Source organism: Aeromicrobium sp., assembly GCF_049587115.1.
Lineage (GTDB): Bacteria > Actinomycetota > Actinomycetes > Propionibacteriales > Nocardioidaceae > Aeromicrobium.
This window is the reverse complement of record NZ_JBAVDI010000027.1, coordinates 1-20,390: the sequence shown is the minus strand read 5'-3', so window position 1 is coordinate 20,390 and position 20,390 is coordinate 1. Positions and strand designations below refer to the sequence as shown.

Sequence of the window (20,390 nt, the reverse complement as noted above, 5' to 3'; positions counted from 1 at the left end):
GCTCCGGGAGGGCCGCTGGCGCGTCTGGCGTCGACACTCGTCCCCGCTGACAGCGGGTGACCTGCCCGGAGCCTGAGGTCCCTCGGCGCGAGGCGACAGGTGCGTCGTTCGGCTGCGAAGGAGTGGGACGGCTTGGCCGGAACTTGATGTGGCACGCGTCGTACTGCATCGTGTGCGTGGTCGTGTCAATCCGACCACGTTCCTTCGAGGTGCCCATGGCAGGCACCATCGCCCAATTCGAGGAGTCATCACCGTGCGCACCCTGATTGTCACCACGTTCATCTCCCTGGACGGCGTCATGGAGGCGCCTGGCGGTGAGGACGGGTACCGCAACGCGGGCTGGACCTTCAAAGACGTCGAATTCGTTCCGGAGGCCTACGAGATGAAAGGACGCGAGCAGGAGGAGGCGTCGGCCCTGCTGCTGGGTCGCACGTCGTACCAGGCCTTCGCGCCCGTGTGGCCGACCATGGACGAGTTCGCAAGCTACAACGCGATGCCTCGATACGTCGTGTCCTCCACGCTCGAGCAGGACGACGACCGCTGGCCTGCCACGATCCTTCGCTCGGTCGATGACGTCGCCGCTCTCAAGGAGACTGACGGCGGGCCGATCGCCGTGCACGGCAGCGCAACGCTGGGCAAGAGCCTCGCCGACGCCGGGCTCGTCGATCGGTACCACCTGCTGGTCTTCCCGCTGCTGCTCGGCGCAGGCAAGAAGCTCTTCAGCGAAGCAGACAAAGACGCGACAAAGCTCACGCTCGTGGAGCACGACGCCTACTCCAACGGCATCCAGAAGCAGGTCTTCGACGTCATCCGCTGACCGCGACGGTGGGAGCTCGCCGAGTCCGGAAGCTGGCTCTGCGGTTGGCTGAGGTTGACCGCGCGGGTCGCGGCGGTGGACGAACTCAGCCTCCCCTGATCGAAGGATGAGCTCGCGGCGGGTGACCTACAGCTTCTCGCGCCAGCGGTGGGTCATCGGTACCCGACGGTCGCGACCGAAGTTGCGACGTGAGACCTTCGGTCCCGGCGGGTACTGACGGCGCTTGTACTCGGCGCGGTCGACGAGGGTGATGATCCGTGCGACCAGCGCCGGGTCGAAGCCTTCGGCGACGACCTCGGCCGAGCCGAGATCTCGCTCGACGTAGGCGTCCAGCACGGCGTCGAGCACGTCGTACGGCGGAAGCGAGTCCGAGTCGAGCTGTCCGGGGCGGAGCTCGGCCGACGGTGGCTTGCTGATCGTGTCCTCGGGAATGGGCGGGATCTCGCCGCGGTCGGTTGCGGCCTGGTTGCGCCAGCGGGCGAGCTCCCACACGAGCGTCTTGGGCACATCCTTGATCGGCGCATAGGCGCCGACAGCGTCGCCGTAGATCGTCGAGTAGCCGGTCGCCAGCTCAGACTTGTTGCCGCAGGCCAGCACCAGGTGACCGTGCTGATTGGACAGCCCCATCCAGATCACCGCTCGGATGCGAGCCTGCAGGTTCTCCTCGGCGAGGCCGTCAAGGTGCAGGGCCTCTTGGTACGCGTCGAAGATCGGCGCAATGGGGATCGTGTCGAGCGACAACCCCGTGCGCCTGGCCTGCTCTGCGGCGTCGGACTTCGAGTGCTCGGACGACCAGGCGCTGGGGTTGGAGACGCCAAACACGTTCTGGGGGCCGAGCGCGTCGACGGCAATCGATGCGACCAGGGTCGAGTCGATTCCACCGGACATGCCGAACAGCACCGAGGCGAAGCCATTCTTGTGCACGTAGTCCCGCAGCCCCGTGACCAGCGCAGTCCAGATCTCCTCGTGGCGGGGTGCCCGTTCGTGCATGACGGAGGGCAGCGGCTCGTACGCAGCGAACGGCTCGGCGGTCACGACCGTGCGCTTGATGGCCAGCCCGCCGAATCGCTCGGTCGCGTCGGGCATCGTCGGGGTCGCGGCGGGCAGGTCCAGATCGACGACCAGCAGCTCGGGATCGAACTGCCGGGACCGCCCCAGCACCGTTCCATTCGGGTCGACCACGATCGAGTCGCCGTCGAAGACCAGCTCGTCCTGCCCACCGACCAGATTGACGTAGGCGAGGACGCAACCGCCCTCGGCGGCGCGCCGCGAGCACAGCGCGAGGCGCGCGTCATCCTTGTCAGCCTCGTAGGGCGAGCCGTTCGGCACGACGAGCAGTGCGGCGTCCGCAGCCTTCGCCGCGGCGGTGGGCCCGTCACGCCACAGGTCCTCGCAGATCGCGAGCGCGACGTCGATGCCGCCGATCTGCAGGATGTTGATGGTGTCGCCGGGAACGAAGTTGCGGATCTCGTCGCCGACGCCGTAGTTCCAGAGATGGTGCTTGGCCTGCCGGGCGACGATCTGGCCACGGTGCATGACTCCGACGGAGTTTGTCGGCGCATTCTTCGGAATGCCGAGACCCTCCTCGACATCCTTGGCCTGATCGAGGAAACCGACCATGACCACGAGCTCGCCGCAACCTTCGTCCTGCAGCCGGACGGCGAGGTCATCCGCGGCGGTGCGGGACGCCCCGATCAGCGAGGCACGCATCGCAAGATCCTCGATCGGGTAGCCGGTCAGCATCATCTCGGGGAACACCACGAGATGAACTCCCTGCGCGACAGCCTGACGGCAGTAATCGACGACGATGTCAGCGTTGCCGGCCAGATCACCGACCGTGGCGTTGACCTGGGCGAGGGCGAGACGCATCTGGGGCACAGTACGAGAGTATCGGCCACCGCCGTGATCGACAGCCCGGCCACGAGCGCTGCGATGGCCGTCGCGGGACCCCGAAACACGGTCGTAACACGTGGTCGGCACACTGGGCAGCATGGGAAAACAGGAAGACTTCGTGCTGCGGGCTCTGGAGGAGCGTGACGTCCGGTTCGTACGGTTGTGGTTCACCGACGTGCTGGGATCCCTGAAGTCGGTCGCGATCGCGCCGGCCGAGCTCGAGGGCGCCTTCGCCGAGGGCATCGGCTTCGACGGCTCCGCGATCGAGGGCTTCGCGAGAGTCCACGAGTCCGACATGCTTGCCATGCCGGATCCCTCGACCTTCCAGATCCTCCCGTGGCGCGGCGAGACTCCGGCCACCGCCCGCATGTTCTGCGACATCCTGATGCCTGACGGCACCCCGTCGTACGCCGATCCGCGACACGTCCTCAAACGAACACTGGAGAAGGCGTCCGAGGCCGGCTTCACCTTCTACACGCACCCGGAGATCGAGTTCTACCTGTTCAAGGGCAAGCCGGGACTCGGCGAGCAGCCCGTCCCGGTCGACGACAGTGGCTATTTCGACCACACCGCGCAGGGCGGGGGCCAGGACTTCCGTCGCGAGGTCATCACGATGCTGGAGAACATGGGCATCTCGGTCGAGTTCAGCCACCACGAGAACGGTCCCGGCCAGCAGGAGATCGACCTCCGCTACGCCGACGCGCTGTCGACCGCCGACAACATCATGACGTTTCGAACCGTGGTTCGCGAGGTCGCGCTGAGCCAGTCGAAGTGGGCATCATTCATGCCCAAGCCGTTCACCGAGCACGCCGGCTCAGGCATGCACACCCACGTCTCGTTGTTCGAGGGCGACGAGAATGCGTTCTACGAGGCCGGCGAGGAGTACCAGCTCTCGAGCACCGGACGGGCCTTCATCGCCGGCGTCCTGGAGCACACCCCGGAGATCACCGCCGTCACCAACCAGTGGGTCAACTCCTACAAGCGGCTCGCCGGTGGGGGAGAGGCTCCCAGCTATGTCTGCTGGGGCCACAACAACCGCTCCGCGCTGGTTCGGGTGCCGATGTACAAGCCGCACAAGGGGGGCTCGGCGAGGGTCGAGCACCGCGGAATCGACTCAGGCTGCAACCCGTACCTGACCTTCGCGCTGGTGCTGGCGGCCGGTCTCAAGGGCATCGAGGGCTCGTACGACCTGCCCGCCGAGGCCGAGGACAACGTCTGGGGACTGAGCGAGAACGAGCGGAAGGCGATGGGCATTGCGCCCCTTCCGCGCAACCTCGACGAGGCGATCCGCACGATGGAGAGCAGCGAGCTCGTCGCCGAGACGCTCGGCGAGCACGTCTTCGACTTCTTCTTGCGCAACAAGCGCGCGGAGTGGCAGGACTACCGATCGCAGGTCACGCAGTTCGAGCTCGACCGACTCATGCCGATGGTCTGATCCGGGCCTTCGCCACCGCCACGGCGTGATGGAGATCGACGATCCATATCCTGTCCTGGAACCGACTTTCGACCCTCGTTTCCAGTCCTCGAACAGCCGGCCTCGGGATCGACACCGATCGCGAGATCTCGTCGAACATTGTTCCGAGTAGCCTGCACAGGTGACCATCGATGCACGTGAGCTGGCCTTGGCCCTGGCTCGCAAGGGTTTCCGCAATGGCGAGGGAGCCGTCCAGGACCTGATGCGGCTGGGTGACGTTCCGGACGCGCTGATCGACCAGATCGCCGGTGTAGCCAGTCCCGACACCGCGCTCGCGTCGTTGACCTCGATCGCCGAGCGTCTGGGCGGCTCGACCCTGCTGGACCTGTTGGCGCACGACGACCAGCTGCGTCAACGCCTGCTCGTGGTGCTGGGCACCAGCGAGGCGCTGGGTGACTTTCTGACCCGCCACCCCGAGCACGTCGTCGACCTGTCGACCGACAGCCTTGCGGTGACCCCGATCCGGCTCGACGCGCGGCGCGGCCAGATGGCGGAGGCGACGAACGCCGATGAGCTCCGGATCAGCTACTACCGAAAGCTCCTGCACATCGCGGCCCGCGACCTGACTGCGCTGACGTCGTTCGAGGAGTCGTCGGCCGAGCTGTCCGACCTCGCCGTCGCGACCCTCGGAGCCGCGCTGCGGATCGCTCAGGCCGGCGAGGACGATGCTGCCCTGTGCCGGTTCACGATCATGGCGATGGGCAAGACGGGAGGGCGCGAGCTCAACTACCTCAGCGATGTCGACGTGATCTTCGTGTACGACGCGTGCGAGGGAGCCGATGACGGCGCAGCGATCGCCGCGGCCACCCGCCTCGCAGCCTCGGTCATGCGGCTGTGCCACGAGCACACCGGTGAGGGCACCATCTGGGAGGTCGACGCCAACTTGCGACCGGAGGGCAAGAACGGGCCGCTGGTCCGTTCGTTGCCGAGCCACATCGCGTATTACGAGCGGTGGGCCACGACCTGGGAGTTCCAGGCCCTGCTCAAGGCGCGCTATGCCGCCGGCGACGAGGAGCTGGGCCAGGCCTACCTCGAAGCGCTGTCGCCGATGATCTGGACCGCGAGCACGCGCGACAACTTCGTCTCCGATGTCCGCGCGATGCGCCGCCGGGTCATCGACAACATCCCCGCCAGCCACCGGGACCGTCAGCTCAAGCTCGGTGCTGGGGGCCTGCGGGACGTCGAGTTCGCGGTACAGCTGCTGCAGCTCGTGCACGGTCGCGCCGACCTGTCGCTGCGCAGTCCCACGACGGTCGAGGCGCTCAAGGCGCTGATCGAGGGCGGCTATGTCGGCCGCCGTGACGGCGCCGCGATGGAGGAGGCGTACGAGTTCCTGCGAACGCTCGAGCACAGGATTCAGCTGTTCCGCCTGCGTCGCAGTCACATCGTCCCGGACGAGGTCGAGGATCTGCGGCGCATCGGTCGCAGCATGGGATTCCGGCAGAATCCCGCGGACAGCCTGACCAAGGAGTGGCAGGCGCATCGGCGGATCGTGCGGCGCCTCCACGAGAAGCTGTTCTATCAACCGCTGCTGGAGGCCGTGGCCTCCCTGCCGTCTGCCGGTCTGCGGCTCACCCCGCTGGCGGCCGAACAGCGGCTCACGGCGCTGGGGTTCATCGACCCCAAGGGCGCCATGGCCCACATCCAGGCACTGACCTCGGGCTTGTCCCGCCGAGCCGCGATCCAGAAGTCACTGCTGCCGGCGATGCTGGCGTGGTTCGCGGAGTCACCCGATCCCGACGCCGGACTGCTGGCGTTCCGGAAGATCTCCGAAGGACTGGGCGAGACCCACTGGTACCTCCGCAAGCTGAGGGACGAGGGTGAGGGCGCCGAACAGCTCGCCCATGTGCTTTCGTCCAGCCGTTACGTGACGGAGTTGATCCTGCGAGCGCCCGACTCGGTCGCCCTGCTCGGCGACGACTCCGGACTGCGCCCGCTCGAGCGGGACCGGCTTCGTACCGAGGTCGACCTCGCAGCCAGTCGGCACAAGGATCCGCAGGACGCGATCCGCGCCGTTCGCCGGGTTCGCCGGCGTGAGCTGTCGCGCATCGGCATCGCCGACGTGCTGGGTCGACTGGACATCCTCGAGGTGGGCGAGGCGCTGACTGACGTGTCGACCGCGACGCTCGCCGGAGCTCTGACGGCGGCAACCTCGGCGGTCGAGGCCGACCGTGGAGCGATGCCGACCCGAATGTCGATCGTGTTGATGGGCCGGCTCGGCGGGGGCGAGGCCGGATACGGCTCGGACGCCGACGTCATGTTCGTGCACGATCCGATCGAGGGGGCCGACGGAACTGAGGCGGCGGAGGCAGCCATGGCGGTCGCCCAAGGATTGCGAAGGATGCTCGCTGCCCCGGCGGACGACCCGCCGCTGGATGTCGACGCAGACCTGCGTCCGGAAGGCAAGAACGGCCCACTGGTGCGGACCTTCACGGCCTATCGGGCCTACTACGAGAAGTGGTCGTCGGTGTGGGAGGCGCAGGCGCTGCTCCGCGCCAGCGCGACGGTGGGCGACGCCCAGCTCAACGAGCGATTCACCGCGCTGATCGACCCGTTGCGTTGGCCCGAGGGCGGCGCGACACCAGCTGAGGTTCGTGAGATCCGGCGGATCAAGGCGCGGGTCGATTCCGAGCGGCTGCCACGAGGCGCCAATCCCAACACTCATCTCAAGCTCGGACGCGGTGGCCTGGCGGACGTGGAGTGGACCGTGCAGCTCTTGCAGATGCAGCATGCCCATGAAATTCCGGCGATGCGCACGACGCGCACCCTCGACGCGCTGCACGCTGCGGCCGAAGCGGACCTCCTGAGCCAGGTCGACGCGCAGGCTTTGGAGTCGGCCTGGCGGCTCGTCAGCCGCATCCGCAACGCTGTCGTCCTGATGCGCGGCAAGCCGGCCGAGTCGATGGTCGAGCAGGCCAGCGAGCGAGCCGGTGTGGCGCATCTGCTCGGCTACGGAATGGAGGAGAGCGAGCGGATGGTCGACGAGTACCTGCGCACGACCCGCCAGGCCCGCAAGGTCGTCGAGCGCATCTTCTACGAGTGACCAGAGGTCAGACGTACTGCGCGCGATCGCGGCGACTGCCCAGTGTGAGAGGGTCGGCGGTCGGCTCTCCTCGCAGCAGCCAACCGCCGACCCCCTCACGCTAGGTCAGGGTGGGGTCAACCGGTCTTCTGGTGCTGCAGGACGTTCTCGCGCTCATTGATGTTGAGCCCGCCCCACACGCCGTACGGTTCGCGGACGGCGAGCGCGTGGTCCAGACACTGTTGCACGACGGGACAGACCGCACACAGTGCCTTGGCAGCGGCCTCGCGGTTGCGGCGGCGAGGTCCCCGTTCAGCGTCGGGGGAGAAGAATGTCTCCGGGTCCACACCCTTGCACGAGGCGTCGTACTGCCACTCCCAGACGTCCTGCAGTGGCATCGGCAGTCGAGCGATGCTTGCCATGAATCAGCCCTCCGCCGGCCTGGACATCGTGATCTGGAAGACGTCGAGGTAGCCCGTACGGAAGCCGGCCTCGCAGTACGCCAGATAGAACTCCCACATGCGACGGAAGGTCTCGTCGAAACCCTGCTCGTGGATCGTGGACCAGTTGGCATTGAAGTTCTCGCGCCATTCGTGCAGGGTGCGGGCGTAGTCCTGGCCCAGGGTGCGGCGGTTGCTCACGGTGAGGGACGTGTGCTCGGCCAGTGTCTCGTCGATCGCGTCGAGCGAGGGGATCAGTCCGCCCGGGAAGATGTACTTCTGGATCCAGCCGTAGGAGTTGCGAGTTGCCAGATAGCGGTGGTGCGCCATCGTGATCGCCTGGATCGCCACACGACCGCCGGGCGCCAGCAGCTTGTCGATCGTGGCGAAGTACGTCGGCCAGTACTCCTCGCCGACGGCCTCGATCATCTCGACACTGACGATCGCGTCGTACTGACCGGTGACCTCGCGGTAGTCCACGAGCTGGAGGTCGACATCGACTCCGGCCTCGGCGAACCGCTCCTCGGCAAGGGCGGCCTGCTCGGTCGAGATCGTGATGGTCGTGACCTTCGCACCACGCTGGGCGGCGCGGATGGCGAGGGCGCCCCAACCGCTGCCGATCTCCAGGACACGAGTGCCCTCACTGACGTTGGCGTCGTCGAGGATCGCGTCGATCTTGCGGAGCTGGGCTGTCGCCAGATCCTGATCAGGGGAGGCGAAGTAGGCAGCCGAGTAGCTCAGGGACGGATCCAGGAACTGGGCGAACAAATCGTTCGACAGGTCGTAGTGCGCCTCGATGTTCTTGCGCGAGCCCTGCACCGAGTTGCGCTGGTGGTGGGGAAGCTTCTTGTCGACGAATCCGCGGAACTTCAACAGCGGCTCGGGCACGATCGACGTCAGTCGCTCGGCGAACGGGGTCAACAGGTCGGCGAGGTCGGTGCCCTCACCGGCAGTCCAGTCGCCAGCCATGTAGGCCTCGCCGAAGCCGATCTTGGTCTCGGCGCCGAGCCGGGCAAAGAACGCCTTGGGGCGGACGACGCGCATCTCGGGTGAATCAGCATCGCCGGCGCCCCAGAAAGAGCCGTCCGCGAAGGTCAGCCGCACAGGGACACGATTGGCGGTGGGTCGGAGGATCGCCTTGGCAGCTCGCGCCCTCAGCGGGGTACGGGGGGTGTGGGCGATACCCGGCCAACGGGCGGTGGCGAGCTGCGTCATTGCGTGCCTTCCTGCGGTTCGTGAGCCGGGCGGGGAATGACCGGCAATCTGCGGATCCAAAGCCATACACCCTGTATTCGGATCAGCAGGCTGGTCCGATGGGTCATGAGTGGCATTTTGATCAAAAGTCTTGCCAGCCGCCCGGGAGTGGCTGTCCGAGGTGTTCCCCGAAAGGTGGCTGTGAAAACTGCTTCGCCGCCTTGTCGCAGGATGACGGTCGAGGACACCTTCTCCGGCGTCAGGCTGAACTGGAGGTCGTACTTGCCTTCCACCGTGAAGAACGGCGAGACGTAGAACGCCTTGTCGACCTGGCTGCGACCCGCGGTGTCCGTCTGCAGCAGGTAGGCGTGCCGCTCGCCATACGTGTTGTGGACCTCCGCAACGATGCAGGTCAGCGACCCGTCAGGAGCAATCGCCCAGAAGACGCTGAGCGGATCGAAGGTGTGCCCGAGGATCCGCGCGTTCGCCAGCATCAATATCCGGTGCCCGCTGATGTCGACACCCTGGGCCCGGCAGAAGCGCTCGATGTTGGAGTGGATGGTGTCGGTCGGATCGCCGATGTGATCGGCCGCACTGAACGTCGAGAACGGTCGTAGCCAGCGAGACATTCGGGGGAGATCGTCGACGTCGACGAGCCACTGGTAGACCCGGTTGGTGAAGCGGTGCCGCAGCGGAGCCCGACGCGTGTGGCCGACCGTGCCCTCGACGAGTGCCGGCAGCGCCGGCAGCACCGGAGTCACCACGGCGTTCCCAGTGCCGCAGCGGCGTCGACGCCGGAGCGGCAGCCGTCCTCATGGAAGCCCCAGCCGTGGTACGCGCCGGCGAACACGGTCTGCTCGGTGAACAGGCTAGAGAGCTCGCCCTGGGCCGCGACGGACGTGGGGGTGTAGATCGGGTGGGTGTAGTCCATCCGGGCCACGACCTTGGTCGGGTCGATTCGCTCGGATGCGTTGAGCGTCACGAGGAAAGGTTCGTTGCTCTCGATGCCCTGGAGGCGATTCATCCAGTACGTCACTGCTGTTCGGTCGCTGCGCTGGGCGCAGTCGTCCATCCGGTAGTTCCACGCCGACTGTGCCCCGGTTGCGGTAGGCAGCTGAGTGTCGTCACGGTGCAGCAGCGTCTCGTTGCTCGAGTACTCAAAGGAGCCGAGAACGCGACGTTCCTCGTCACTCGGATCGGTCAGCAGTGCGAGGGCGTCGTCGGCGTGCGTCGCGATGACCACGGCGTCGAACTGGTGCCGGTCGCCCATTGAGTCGATCAGCTCGACGCCGTCGGGCTTGCGGGTGATCGCGGAGATGCCGCGCGAGGCGCGCACGTCGCCGACCGCAGCCGTCACCTTGTCGATGTAGGTCCCCGAGCCGCCCACCACCGTGTACCACTGTGGCGAGCCCTTGATCGACAGGAATCCGTGGTGCTTGAGGAACTCGAAGAGGTAGCGCGCGGGGTAGGACAGAGCAGTCTCGTGCCCCGACGACCAGACGCACGAGACGACCGGGATCGCATAGTGCGAGATGAAGTACTCCGAGAAGTTGTTGATCCGCAGGAAGTCGCCGTAGGTCTGCGGCTCGTCGGCAGACTCGTCCGAGTCGAGCAAGGCCTGGGCCAGCCGCCCGAAACGCTTCACGCTCACCAGCATCGCCAGGTACCGCGGGTCAGCGACCCGTCGCTTCTGGGCGAAGATCCCCTTGCCGCCGCGGCCGCCGGCGTACTCGAGACCGCAGCCGTCGCAGTTGATGCTCATGCTCATCTCGGTCGCGTGGACCTCGACGTCGAGCTCACCGAACAGACGACGAAGCAGGGGGTAGGTGCGGTCGTTGTGGACGATGAAGCCGCTGTCGACGCGATGCGCCCGGTCGGCGTCCTGGACGGTGTGCGTGTGGGCGTGCCCGCCGATCCGGTCGGCGGATTCAAACACCGTGACGTCCCACTCCTTGCGCAGGACGTAGGCCGCGGTGAGGCCGGAGACGCCCGATCCGATGACGGCGACGGTTCTCTTGGCAGCGCTGTTGGTCATGCTGGTGATTCGTTGCTAGTGGGCCGCCGGATTGGTTCTCTCGGCGTCCTCACCAGCCCTTTTGCTTGCCTCGGTGATCTCGAAGAGCTCGGTCCCGAATGCGCCGATCTCGACCGTGATCTTGCGCGCCGACTCGAACACGATGGCCGCGACATGACCCGCGCTGGCGATCGCTGCCTCGGTCGACTGCTGCATGACGTCCTTGACGATCTCGCGCCGGCTCAGTGCCATCGGTGTCCCTCTCGGTAGCGGTGGACTACGAGGTCAAGTGTGGCGCACGAGCGTCCTCGGCGCGACGTGCGGCCTCTTCCCTTTTCGCGCGGCGCACTGCCTTGGACTCGGGGCTGTTGCCGATCTTGCACGGACCTGCCGGACCGCCAGCATCGGATGGATCGGGCCGAGGTAGTGGTCGATCGTCGGGGGTGAGGTCAGCGAAGCCACGGGACGCGAGCGGAGAGCCCGGCGGATGACGCCCATCTCAATGCCTCTTCAAAGTCAGTGAACATGCGCACACTCAAGGTGTGCATCACCCGTGGTTCAGGCGCAAACTGGTTGGTCACTGACCGTGCCCGGATGGGTACGGGTGTGCACCGAAAGGGTGGTGGCTACGCTGTAGGCATGTCGGACCCGGCGCCGTCTGCCTCGCGCCAGAAGCAGAAGGAGCGCACCCGGCAGGCGATCTTGAGCTCGGCGCTCGAACTGAGCCTCACGCATGGCTTCGCGCAGGTGAGCCTGCGACAGGTGTCCCGTCACGCGGGCGTCGTCCCCACGGCGTTCTATCGGCACTTCGAGTCGATGGACCAGCTCGGACTGGCGCTGGTGGAGCAGTCGTTCTCGACGCTGCGCCGGATGGTCCGAGACGCCCAGCGCGATCCCCAGGTCTTCGACAACATCATCGACGCAGCCGCTGACGTGCTGGTCGAGACGGTCAAGCAGAGCAAGGTGCACTTCGGCTTCGTCTCGCGCGAGCGAATGGGCGGCCCCGATGTCGTGCGCACGGCCATCCAGCACGAGCTCGACCTGTTCGTGAGCGAGCTGGCCGTCGTGCTGGCGAGACTGCCCAACATCGAGACCTGGTCGAGCGAGGATGTCCAGATGGTCTCGCGGCTGTTCGTCCGGAACATGGTCTCGAACGCCGAGGAGGTCGTCGAGATGCCGGACGGGCGCCCGGATCTGGAGGAGCGGATCAAGGAGGGCGCGCGGCGACAGATGCGCCTGATCGTCATCGGTTTCAAGGACTGGCGCAGCTAGCGTTCAGCTGGGCGAGTGTCGCTAGGCCAGCTGCGCGGCGCCGTACGCGTCCTGGGCGCTCGTGGCGAGACGGTCCAGCGCCAAAGCGAAGACGTCGTCGCCGATCGAGTCCTCGAGCTGCTGCAGCAGCACCTCGTCGGCAGTGAAGTCAGCCTGCCACGTGACGTACGAGCAGGAGTGTCCGGCGTCCTCGACGAGCACCGTTGCGCGGTGATTGGCGATCGGGAACGGGGGGTCGGGCATGTGGTACGACAACGACATGGCGTCGTCGTCACGAGAGACGACTGTCACGACGAGCTCGGGCGACGCCTCCGGCCCGTCTTCGTAGATGCGCAGCTTGGGGTGCCATTGGGCGAAGTCGCCGGCGAGTGGCCACACGTGGCTAGCGGGGGCGGCGACGAATGTTCGGCGGGTGATGCGAGGCATGACTTCCTTCAGCACAACGGGGACGTGAGGTCATATTGTTGCGCGCCAGCAACCCTCAGGTCGCGTTTGAACAGTGAGGGATTGCTCACGCAGGCCCGTCACGCCCAGTCTGTTTCGGTGGTGGCGAACGGTCAGACGGCGCCCATCAGCGACCACATGTCCAGCCGGGACTGCCACCCGAGCGCCTCGTACAGATGTCGACCATCCGCGCTGGCCGCCAGGATGCCCGCAGTGGCGCCCTCGTCGATCGCGCGGTTGCTCAGCGCAACCATGACGTGACGGGCGAGCCCCCGGCGCCGGTATCGGGGGATCGTCTCGACAGCGTCGTAGACCGCGTCGGTGCCGAGGACGCCGAGCACGCCGGAGGCGACGACCCGCCCGTCGTGCTCGACGGAGTAGGTGCGCCGCCGGTCTTCCAGGTCCCACCGTGTCGTGAAACCCGGATCGGTCGCCTGGAGCGGACGAGTGGCCAGGCGGGTCGCCATCAGTACCTCGTCATCACGGTCGACCCGCACTCCCGGGGGAAGAGGAAGGGATCGATAGGTGTCGGTGTCGGGGGCGATGACCGTCAGCATCGCGCGCGGATCGCCCGCGATGTACTGGAGCATGGCCGCGAAGGTTGATCGGCCAGGGTCGGCGCAGACGATCTCGGACTCCCGGCTCGGTGACCCCACACGGACCAGCGGCCATCCGTCGACATTGGCAATCTCCAGGACGCGAGCATGCGCCCACGCTTCGATCCACCGCCCGACGAGGTTCTCACTTGCCATGGGCCCGATCCTCGCAGCAACTGCGACAAGAGCTGGTCGAAGCCCTCGCCTCGGGGCTCTGCTTCGTCCATGATGAAGCTACGCGCGACGGAGGTGATCTCGATGACCGACCATGCCAAGTGGGTCGAGCTGCGCGTGCACGGGGTGAGCGGAACTCCGCCGGAAGATCTCCTCGACCACCCGCATGTCGTGCAGGTCGACGGTGGGGGAGCCTCCCGCTTCTTTCGCCCGATCGATGCAGGTGGGCACGAGCTTCCGGGCCCGGACGGTCAGGTGCTCGAGGCTTACCACTGGGGCCGCTACACCTCGGGGTCGTCGCTGCAGGCACTGTGGTTGCTGCTGGTGCCGTTCGGGCTGATCAACGCCGCCCAGTTCATGCTGCCTGCGCCACCGAGGCGACCCACCCGATCGCTGACCGCGCAGTCGACCGCAAGCGCCCTGCTGCGTCTGCTTGCTCTTCTGCTCACGCTGCTGCTGGTGCTGGCCACAGGCCTCACCCTGATGGATCTCGTGGCGTGGCGCTGGGCTCCGGGCGCCAAGACCTTCGCCTCCTGGGACCCATCGGCGGTCCTGATGCTCGCGACGCTCCTCACCGCGATGACGGTCGTCGGTCTCTGGCTCCTCGGTCGCCTGACCGCGACGTCGACGCGGGTGGCTCCCGGCGGACCCTCGCCCGAGGAGTCTCGAGACCATGCCGAAAAGCGCCACACCCCCCTTGCGGACCCGCACTTCTATGAGGGAACGTCGGACTCGCCGACCCTGAGCCGACTGCACCTGGGCGCGGGCCTGCTCCTGGTCGCCGCGATGGCACGGTGGGTCCGTGAGCCGGACGGTCAAGGAGTGCTGCTCTGGACTTCCTTGGTGCTCCTGCTGATCGTCGCCGGGGCTGTCACCATGCTGGGTGATCCGCAGTCGCTCGCGACCGCGAACCTCGGCGAGAACGGGCTACGCATGCGAGCGCGATGGCACGCGGTTGCCGCGGTGGGCTCGTGGTTCGCGTGCGGCGCGGGACTTGCCCTGATCGCGCTGGCGATGTCGGCGATGCCGGGATTCGCCCCGCCCACGGAGTCGCGGATGCGGGGCCCGATCGCTGGCTATGAAGGGATCTCGGTCGTGCTGCTCCTCGTCGGCGTCGTCGCGGTGTCCGCACTGGTGGTGGTCAACGCCGGGATCGTTGCGACCACACCTACGACGCGCCCTTCGCCGGACGATCCCGCGTGGTACTTCCGGCCCTATGCCCATGGGTACGGCGCGAGCATCGTGGCAACGCTGGCGATCTTCATCGGTGTGGGGTTGTCGGCCTCGGTGCCCATGGCGGTGTCGTCGATGCTGCGGCTGTCGACCAGCAAGGTCGGCGTGACACCGATGCTCGACCGGGTGGCGTATGCGTGGGGGCTGACGTTCTTCGTGCTGCTGGGCGTCGCGGTGGGGCTCGGCGCCCAGTTCGCGGTCCGCCGGGCACGCCTTCAGGCCCGCTCGGCGGCAATGTTCAGAGGCGCCGCTCCGATCGATCCGGGCGACTACGCCGTACCTGCCTGGGGGGCGGAGTCGAGCGCGACCGGGCTCTGGATCGGGCGGGTCAAGAACCTCATCCCCGCCATCGCGCTGACCTGGGTGGGCGCGGGGGTCGCGATGTCGCTCGCGATCGTCTACGAGCTCCATCCGGCGTGGAGGGATCCAGCCGATTGGAGTCCACAGCGCGCCCGGGGCTGGTTCGACCAGCTCTCGGCCGGCCGGTCCCGGGTCGGAGGTCTGACGGAGTCGTCCTTCGCGAACGTCACGATGGTCGGTGGGGCGTGGATGCTGCTCGGACTCGCGGCACTGTTGGTCCTGCTGGCTCGCCGCGGCCTCCGCACTGACGTCTCTCGACGAGGTGTCAACGTCATCTGGGATGTCATCTCGTTCTGGCCGCACGCAGTGCACCCCTTCGTCCCGAAGCCCTACTCCCAGCACGCCGTGATGCATCTGCAGCGCAGGATCGCCCAGCACCTCGCGACCCGGGATGCCGGCGGACGGGACGTCGTGGTCAGCGCCCACAGCCAGGGCAGCCTGATTGCTTTTTCCGCTCTCCACCTGCTGACCGACGCCGAGCGGTCCCGGGTGGGCCTGCTGACCTACGGATCACAGCTCAGGCAAATCTTTCCGCGGGCGTTCCCGGCCTACGTCAACTACGAGGCCGTGGCGACCCTTCACCGTGACCTCGACGGTGCGTGGATCAACCTGTACCGCGAGACCGACCCCCTGGCCGGGCCGGTCCTGTCGTGGAACCACCTCGGGGAGGGAGCGGGACTGGCCACGTCGGCTCATCTCGTCCGCGGCTCCGTCGTGACTGCCCATGACGTGTACGTGCAAGGGTCAGGTGTGCGTCGAAGTGGTGACGACTGGCGACTGCTCGACCCGGCTCCGATCACGGCCGACGATCAACACGGACCTTCGACCAGGTTGTGGGGGCACAGCGGCTACTGGCTCGATTCGGCCTATCGGATTGCCGTGTGCGAGCTGCGGCAGAACGTAGGTGTCCCCGCGCCGTTGGTGCGGCCGGGGACGTCGGGCTCACGTCTCTAGATAGGGAGACGAAAGCCATCATCCAGCCTACGCGAACGTTGGGATCGGCCGCACGCGGCCATCATTCGAGTCCGGATGGTCGCGGTCGATGCAGTAGGATGATACCCCTAGGGGTATTCGATCCAAGGAGTTGACATGTGCCAGGCCGTGAAGTGCCGCCAATGCGGGATGACTACGTGGGCGGGCTGCGGTCAGCACGTCGACGCTGTCATGGCTGGAGTCCCCAAGAGCAACCGGTGTCCCGGGCACGACAAGGCCCCGAGGGCGGGCGAGCCGGCCAGAGGATTGCTGTCGCGCCTGCGTCGCCGCTGAAAGGTCTCAGGCGAGCGAAAGGAAAAGCTTTTCCAGCTGCTCCTCGGTGAGCGGTGAATCGGGACCACCTTCGCCCAGGACACATTCGCGCATGTTGGTCGCGATGATCTTGAACCCGGCTCGATCCAAGGCCTTCGACACGGCCGCGAGCTGAGTCACGACGTCCTTGCACTCGCGGCCGGCCTCGATCATGCCGATCACGGCGGCCAGCTGGCCATTGGCGCGGCGCAGGCGGTTGAGCACCTCGGTCGTGCTGGCAGTGGTGTCAATGGTCATGGGGTCTCCTCGTCCTTGGACCCCACAATACCCGCCGGGGTATCGGTCTGCGTGGACGCGCACCAACCTCGGCGGTCAGCCGCGCGCCACGGCCTTGGCGATACTGCGCGCGCCGAAGCGCATGAGGCGGAGCTGACCGCTGAGGTTGGCTTCGTAGCCGTTGAAGAACAGCCCGGGCGCCGAGCTGTGCTGACGACCGCGACTGACGACGGGTATGCCGTGCTCGTCGAGGATGTCCAGATGCCCGACCAGCGCATCCAGGCCGCGACGGTAGCCCGTTGCAGCAACGACCACGTGAGGCTGGATGCGTGAGTCGTCGGCGAGAATGACGTCAGCGCCCTCGAATCCGACGACTGCTGGCACCACCTCGATACCACCGGACTTCACCTTCGCGATGAATCCGTCGTCGTACGCCGGTGTCCGGTGCCGGCGCATCAGTGCCGTGGCGGTGCCCTCGGGGGAGCGGGGAAGACCGTATGCGTCGAGCTTGCCGAACATGGCTCGTTGGGTCAGCCAGGCGATCTGATCGGCAGCGGGCAGCGGCAGGTGAGTGAGCGCGATGCCCGGAATGTTGACCGACGAGCCGAACATTTTTCGCCTGGTGATGTTCGGGGGTGTCCGACAAGCCATCCGGACCCGGCCGGCACCGCCTTTGGCGAGGAGGTTCGCGATCTCGGAACCGGTCGTCCCCGGACCCACGACAAGGACGTCTCGCGACTGGTAGGGCGCCGGGCTGCGGTAGGTCGAGGAGTGGATCAGCTCGCCGGTGAAGCCGTCGAGGCCGGGCCAGGCGGGCAGCTCGGGCACGTGATCGTATCCGGTTGCCACCACGACGATGTCGGCACGGAGCGTACCGCGATTGGTGTCCACCTTCCACGACTCGTTCTCCCGGGTGATCCCATGGGCCTCGGTGCTGAAGCGTACGTCGATGTCGTGGTGCGCAGCGTAGTCCTCGAGATATCTGACCCAGCTGTCGCGGGTCGGGAACTCGCCGTACCTGCGCCGGCCGCACCGATATCCCGGCATCGTGGACATCCAGGCGGTGGTGTTGAGTCGGAGGCCGTCGTACCGACCGCGCCAGCTCGCCCCCACTCCGTCGGACCGTTCGAGCACGACGACCGCGACGCCGACCTGCCCGAGGGTGGCCGCTGCTGCCAGCCCCGCGGCTCCTGCTCCACACACGATCGCGTCGGTCACTCCACAGAGAATAGACCCGCTCGCCCGGTCCGGTGGTCGAACGAGAATCGTTGCGATTCCGGGGCGGCACGCACCCCAAAGCCCGGCTCAGGGTCCGCTCGGTCGAACCAGTCCAGACTCGTAAGCCAGGATCACCAGCTGGGTGCGGTCGCGTAGACCGTACCGCGCGAGCTGGTCGCTGACGTACCCCTTCACCGTCGATTCGGCGAGGTGCAGCTCTCCGGCGATCTCATGATTGGTCATTCCGCGCGCAACCAGCCGCACCACCTCGGCCTGTCTTTCACTGAGACCGAGGGTCGTGCCATCGCCCACCGCCGGGCCTGCGGCGAGATGCTTTTCGATCAGGCGGCGGGTGATGCTCGGGGCGAGGAGGGCGTCTCCGCCGGCCACGGACCGCAGACCAGACCAGAGCTGGGTCCGAGGGACGCTCTTGAGAAGGAAGCCGCTTGCCCCCGCATCCAGGGCGGCGTAGACGACGTCGTCGAGCTCCACGGTGGTGAGCACCAGCACCTTGGCGCGGGATCCCGCTGCGATGAGCTGACGGGTCGCTTCGATCCCGTCCATCTCAGGCATGCGGATGTCCATCAGCACGACGTCCGGGTCGCAATCGATCGCGACGCGCACGGCTTCAGCGCCGGTCGCCGCGGTGCCGACGACTTCGAGGTCCTCTGCGCTGCTCACGATCGCCACGAGGCCATCGCGCACCAGTTCCTCGTCGTCGGCGACCACGACCCTGATCACGCTGGGTCCCGTGGCAGGAAGGCGTCCAGCTGGAATCCGCCCGGTACGGCACCAGCCGCAAAGGTGCCGCCCAGAGTCGCGACACGTTCGCGGAGCCCACGCAAACCACTCCCCGTTCCCCCGTAAGCCGAGATGTGCCGCTGCCCGCTGCTACGCACGCGGATGCTGATCCCACCGGGCTGGCGCTCGACGTGCAGTTCGGCTCTGGTTTCCGAGGCGTGGCGAAGGGCGTTGGTGAGTGCCTCCTGGATGATTCGATACGCGCAGTGGTCGATATCCGGGGCGACAGCACCTCCTTCGCCGTCCTGCTTGACGACGAGGTCGAGGCCCGCAGCGCGAGCACCCGAGACCAGGGCGGGGAGCTGGTCCAGCCCGGTTTCGACCGAGTCGGGGTTGACGCCCTCGCCGAGCAGATCGAGCATGCGGCGCAGCTCGTCGAGCGCATCGCGACTCACCGAGCCGATTGCGTCGAGGCTCCGACGGGCGAGCTCGGGATCCTTGTCCAGGACCGCGCTGCCAGCTTCTGCCTGGACCGCGATCAGTGTCACCGCGTGTGAGACGGCGTCGTGCAGCTCGCGCGCGATTCGATGCCGCTCGGCTGTGACCGCGCGCTCGGCACGGGCTTCGAATGCTTGCGCTTCGACACGCAGACGGTCCAGGTCGCGGTTGCGGCGGGCAGCGACCAGCCCAAGCCCGGCCGGCAGTACAACGAAGAGCAGCAGCGTGGGGGGGATGTTCGAGAGACTGTCGCTCGGATCGGTGGCGATCGCGGTCGTCACGCCGACCATGATCGCGAAGAGCCCGGCAATGGCTTCGCGCAACGAACCGTGGGCGACGACCGAGTACGCCGCGACCACCGCAGCCAACAGCACGCCCACCTCGTCGGGTGATTCGACGAGCACCGATTGAAGCACCATGCCCGCTGCCACCAGTGCTGCGGTGACGGTTGGCCGGCTGCGGCGCACCACCAGGCCGCCGACCATCATTGCTGCGAAGGCCAGTCGTTCGATCGGATGGTCGAGATCCCCGCCGATGATCTCGATGGCCGCAACCACCAGCAGACAGGCCGCCATGGCGGCGTCCCATGCCCGCGAATCAACCTGGGCGGGCCGGTGGATTGTCTTCACCGTCGACACGCTACCGGCGCGTCGCGACGATGGGGCACCTTCCGCAGGTGGGTTCTGTTTCCGACCATGGAGGGGTGCTTTCCGGCCAGATGGGGGTGTTCGCGGCGCGCCGCCGGACCCTAACGTCGCCATGCACCGACCACTCATATCAGGAGGACGTCATGACAACCACGACAGCCAGAACCGTCGCGCCGCAGAAGGCATTGCGCGGAGCAATCACCGTAGGACTCACGCTGGCAGCAGGAGTTCTGTTCATCAGCGTCCCGCTTCTGGTGGAATATGTCTCGGGCGACGCCTTCGCCCTCATGGGACTTGCCGCCCTGCTGCTTTTGCTCGCACTACCGGGCCTGCGTCGGCTGCAGCATGGCGCTGACGGGCGAGTGGGGGAGTGGGGGTTGCGTGGATTGGTAGGCGGTCTGGCTTGCCTGTTGGTACTGATCGTCAGCGGAGACCCGTTGGATGCTGCACTCGGGGGAGAAGCGGAGGCCGTAGCCGAGGGAGCTTTCATGGTCGTCGGCGCCCTGTCTGCGTTTGCCATGGTGGCCGGCATCATTGCGTTCTCCGTCGGCATGGCCAGAGCCCACGTATTTCCGGCCCGCGCAGTGTGGCTGTTCCTCGGTGGAACCGTAGTTGCACTGCTCACCGAGTCATTCGAACAGTCTCTGCGTGGGCCCGTGCCCACACTGGCCGATGTCTTGCCGCCGGCTTCGTTCATCGTTGCCGGTATCGGTTTACTGTTGCTCGGTCGGGCTGCTGCCCGTCTGGTCAGCAGCTCGACCTGATGCGCAACAGCAGGGCCGAGATCAACAGTGTGATCACGGCCCTGGTGGCTCCCCGGCTGGACCTCTTC

General features: G+C 66.9%; 18 protein-coding genes. 6 read left to right on the top strand and 12 right to left on the bottom strand.

The features are described from left to right. Nucleotides 1-253: 253 nt before the first annotated feature. Nucleotides 254-817, top strand: coding sequence for a dihydrofolate reductase family protein (locus WB461_RS03080; protein WP_423851254.1), 564 nt, complete (start codon nt 254-256; stop codon nt 815-817). Between the two features lie 126 nt (nt 818-943). Here the strand turns inward: WB461_RS03080 and WB461_RS03075 are convergent, their stop codons facing one another. Next, complete coding sequence (locus WB461_RS03075) at nt 944-2,686, bottom strand: NAD+ synthase (protein ID WP_423851255.1); 1,743 nt, start codon at nt 2,684-2,686, stop codon at nt 944-946. A 121-nt stretch (nt 2,687-2,807) separates the two neighbouring features. On the opposite strand from WB461_RS03075, the gene WB461_RS03070 reads away from it, so the two are divergent. After that, entirely contained in the window at nt 2,808-4,145 is a 1,338-nt protein-coding gene (locus WB461_RS03070; RefSeq protein ID WP_423851253.1) for a glutamine synthetase family protein, read from the top strand. Nucleotides 4,146-4,305: 160 nt separating this feature from the next. Next, nucleotides 4,306-7,227 (top strand): bifunctional [glutamine synthetase] adenylyltransferase/[glutamine synthetase]-adenylyl-L-tyrosine phosphorylase, encoded by a 2,922-nt coding sequence (locus tag WB461_RS03065; protein ID WP_423851252.1) that lies wholly within the window; start codon nt 4,306-4,308, stop codon nt 7,225-7,227. Nucleotides 7,228-7,343: 116 nt separating this feature from the next. Here WB461_RS03065 and WB461_RS03060 read toward each other — a convergent pair whose 3' ends face one another. Genes WB461_RS03060 through WB461_RS03040 form a run of 5 tightly spaced genes read right to left on the bottom strand, consistent with a single transcriptional unit; the run spans nt 7,344 to nt 11,106 of the window. Next, on the bottom strand, nt 7,344-7,628 hold the full coding sequence (locus tag WB461_RS03060; protein WP_423851251.1) for a WhiB family transcriptional regulator: 285 nt from the start codon (nt 7,626-7,628) through the stop codon (nt 7,344-7,346). 3 nt (nt 7,629-7,631) lie between these two features. Then, nucleotides 7,632-8,861, bottom strand: coding sequence for a class I SAM-dependent methyltransferase (locus WB461_RS03055; protein ID WP_423851250.1), 1,230 nt, complete (start codon nt 8,859-8,861; stop codon nt 7,632-7,634). Further along, nucleotides 8,858-9,601 (bottom strand): DUF1365 domain-containing protein, encoded by a 744-nt coding sequence (locus WB461_RS03050; protein ID WP_423851249.1) that lies wholly within the window; start codon nt 9,599-9,601, stop codon nt 8,858-8,860. Before WB461_RS03050 ends, WB461_RS03055 begins: the two co-directional genes overlap by 4 nt. After that, nucleotides 9,598-10,875 (bottom strand): NAD(P)/FAD-dependent oxidoreductase, encoded by a 1,278-nt coding sequence (locus WB461_RS03045; protein ID WP_423851248.1) that lies wholly within the window; start codon nt 10,873-10,875, stop codon nt 9,598-9,600. The genes WB461_RS03050 and WB461_RS03045 overlap by 4 nt, the downstream gene beginning before the upstream one ends. 15 nt (nt 10,876-10,890) lie before the next feature. Beyond that, nucleotides 10,891-11,106, bottom strand: coding sequence for a hypothetical protein (locus WB461_RS03040; RefSeq protein WP_423851247.1), 216 nt, complete (start codon nt 11,104-11,106; stop codon nt 10,891-10,893). A gap of 387 nt (nt 11,107-11,493) precedes the next feature. Between WB461_RS03040 and WB461_RS03035 the strand changes: the two genes are divergently transcribed. Beyond that, nucleotides 11,494-12,126 (top strand): TetR family transcriptional regulator, encoded by a 633-nt coding sequence (locus WB461_RS03035; protein ID WP_423851246.1) that lies wholly within the window; start codon nt 11,494-11,496, stop codon nt 12,124-12,126. A 21-nt stretch (nt 12,127-12,147) separates the two neighbouring features. Here WB461_RS03035 and WB461_RS03030 read toward each other — a convergent pair whose 3' ends face one another. Next, on the bottom strand, nt 12,148-12,552 hold the full coding sequence (locus tag WB461_RS03030; protein ID WP_423851245.1) for an SRPBCC family protein: 405 nt from the start codon (nt 12,550-12,552) through the stop codon (nt 12,148-12,150). 131 nt (nt 12,553-12,683) lie between these two features. After that, nucleotides 12,684-13,322, bottom strand: a complete 639-nt coding sequence (locus tag WB461_RS03025) for a GNAT family N-acetyltransferase (protein WP_423851244.1) — start codon at nt 13,320-13,322, stop codon at nt 12,684-12,686. A gap of 69 nt (nt 13,323-13,391) precedes the next feature. On the opposite strand from WB461_RS03025, the gene WB461_RS03020 reads away from it, so the two are divergent. Beyond that, the gene (locus WB461_RS03020; protein ID WP_423851243.1) at nt 13,392-15,887 is read left to right on the top strand and encodes a hypothetical protein; all 2,496 of its coding nucleotides are present in this window, start codon (nt 13,392-13,394) and stop codon (nt 15,885-15,887) included. Nucleotides 15,888-16,205: 318 nt separating this feature from the next. Here the strand turns inward: WB461_RS03020 and WB461_RS03015 are convergent, their stop codons facing one another. The 4 genes from WB461_RS03015 to WB461_RS03000 form a co-directional block, all read right to left on the bottom strand. Beyond that, on the bottom strand, nt 16,206-16,475 hold the full coding sequence (locus tag WB461_RS03015; protein ID WP_423851242.1) for a metal-sensitive transcriptional regulator: 270 nt from the start codon (nt 16,473-16,475) through the stop codon (nt 16,206-16,208). Nucleotides 16,476-16,550: 75 nt separating this feature from the next. Further along, nucleotides 16,551-17,672 (bottom strand): flavin-containing monooxygenase, encoded by a 1,122-nt coding sequence (locus tag WB461_RS03010; protein WP_423851241.1) that lies wholly within the window; start codon nt 17,670-17,672, stop codon nt 16,551-16,553. A gap of 87 nt (nt 17,673-17,759) precedes the next feature. Then, nucleotides 17,760-18,413 carry a response regulator gene (locus WB461_RS03005; RefSeq protein WP_423851240.1) on the bottom strand — a complete coding sequence of 218 codons (654 nt, stop codon included), beginning with the start codon at nt 18,411-18,413 and terminating at the stop codon, nt 17,760-17,762. Then, nucleotides 18,410-19,540 (bottom strand): sensor histidine kinase, encoded by a 1,131-nt coding sequence (locus tag WB461_RS03000; protein WP_423851239.1) that lies wholly within the window; start codon nt 19,538-19,540, stop codon nt 18,410-18,412. The genes WB461_RS03005 and WB461_RS03000 overlap by 4 nt, the downstream gene beginning before the upstream one ends. 161 nt (nt 19,541-19,701) lie before the next feature. Between WB461_RS03000 and WB461_RS02995 the strand changes: the two genes are divergently transcribed. Then, nucleotides 19,702-20,322: a hypothetical protein gene (locus tag WB461_RS02995; RefSeq protein ID WP_423851238.1), complete on the top strand. Its 621-nt coding sequence runs from the start codon at nt 19,702-19,704 to the stop codon at nt 20,320-20,322. Nucleotides 20,323-20,390: the final 68 nt, after the last annotated feature.

Coding starts and splice junctions, on each gene's coding strand:
- WB461_RS03040 (WP_423851247.1), bottom strand. CDS start 11,106: ATGGCACTGAGCCGGCGCGAGATCGTCAAGGACGTCATGCAGCAGTCG.
- WB461_RS03020 (WP_423851243.1), top strand. CDS start 13,392: ATGATGAAGCTACGCGCGACGGAGGTGATCTCGATGACCGACCATGCC.
- WB461_RS03045 (WP_423851248.1), bottom strand. CDS start 10,875: ATGACCAACAGCGCTGCCAAGAGAACCGTCGCCGTCATCGGATCGGGC.
- WB461_RS03025 (WP_423851244.1), bottom strand. CDS start 13,322: ATGGCAAGTGAGAACCTCGTCGGGCGGTGGATCGAAGCGTGGGCGCAT.
- WB461_RS03030 (WP_423851245.1), bottom strand. CDS start 12,552: ATGCCTCGCATCACCCGCCGAACATTCGTCGCCGCCCCCGCTAGCCAC.
- WB461_RS03070 (WP_423851253.1), top strand. CDS start 2,808: ATGGGAAAACAGGAAGACTTCGTGCTGCGGGCTCTGGAGGAGCGTGAC.
- WB461_RS03060 (WP_423851251.1), bottom strand. CDS start 7,628: ATGGCAAGCATCGCTCGACTGCCGATGCCACTGCAGGACGTCTGGGAG.
- WB461_RS03055 (WP_423851250.1), bottom strand. CDS start 8,861: ATGACGCAGCTCGCCACCGCCCGTTGGCCGGGTATCGCCCACACCCCC.
- WB461_RS03035 (WP_423851246.1), top strand. CDS start 11,494: ATGTCGGACCCGGCGCCGTCTGCCTCGCGCCAGAAGCAGAAGGAGCGC.
- WB461_RS02995 (WP_423851238.1), top strand. CDS start 19,702: ATGACAACCACGACAGCCAGAACCGTCGCGCCGCAGAAGGCATTGCGC.
- WB461_RS03075 (WP_423851255.1), bottom strand. CDS start 2,686: ATGCGTCTCGCCCTCGCCCAGGTCAACGCCACGGTCGGTGATCTGGCC.
- WB461_RS03015 (WP_423851242.1), bottom strand. CDS start 16,475: ATGACCATTGACACCACTGCCAGCACGACCGAGGTGCTCAACCGCCTG.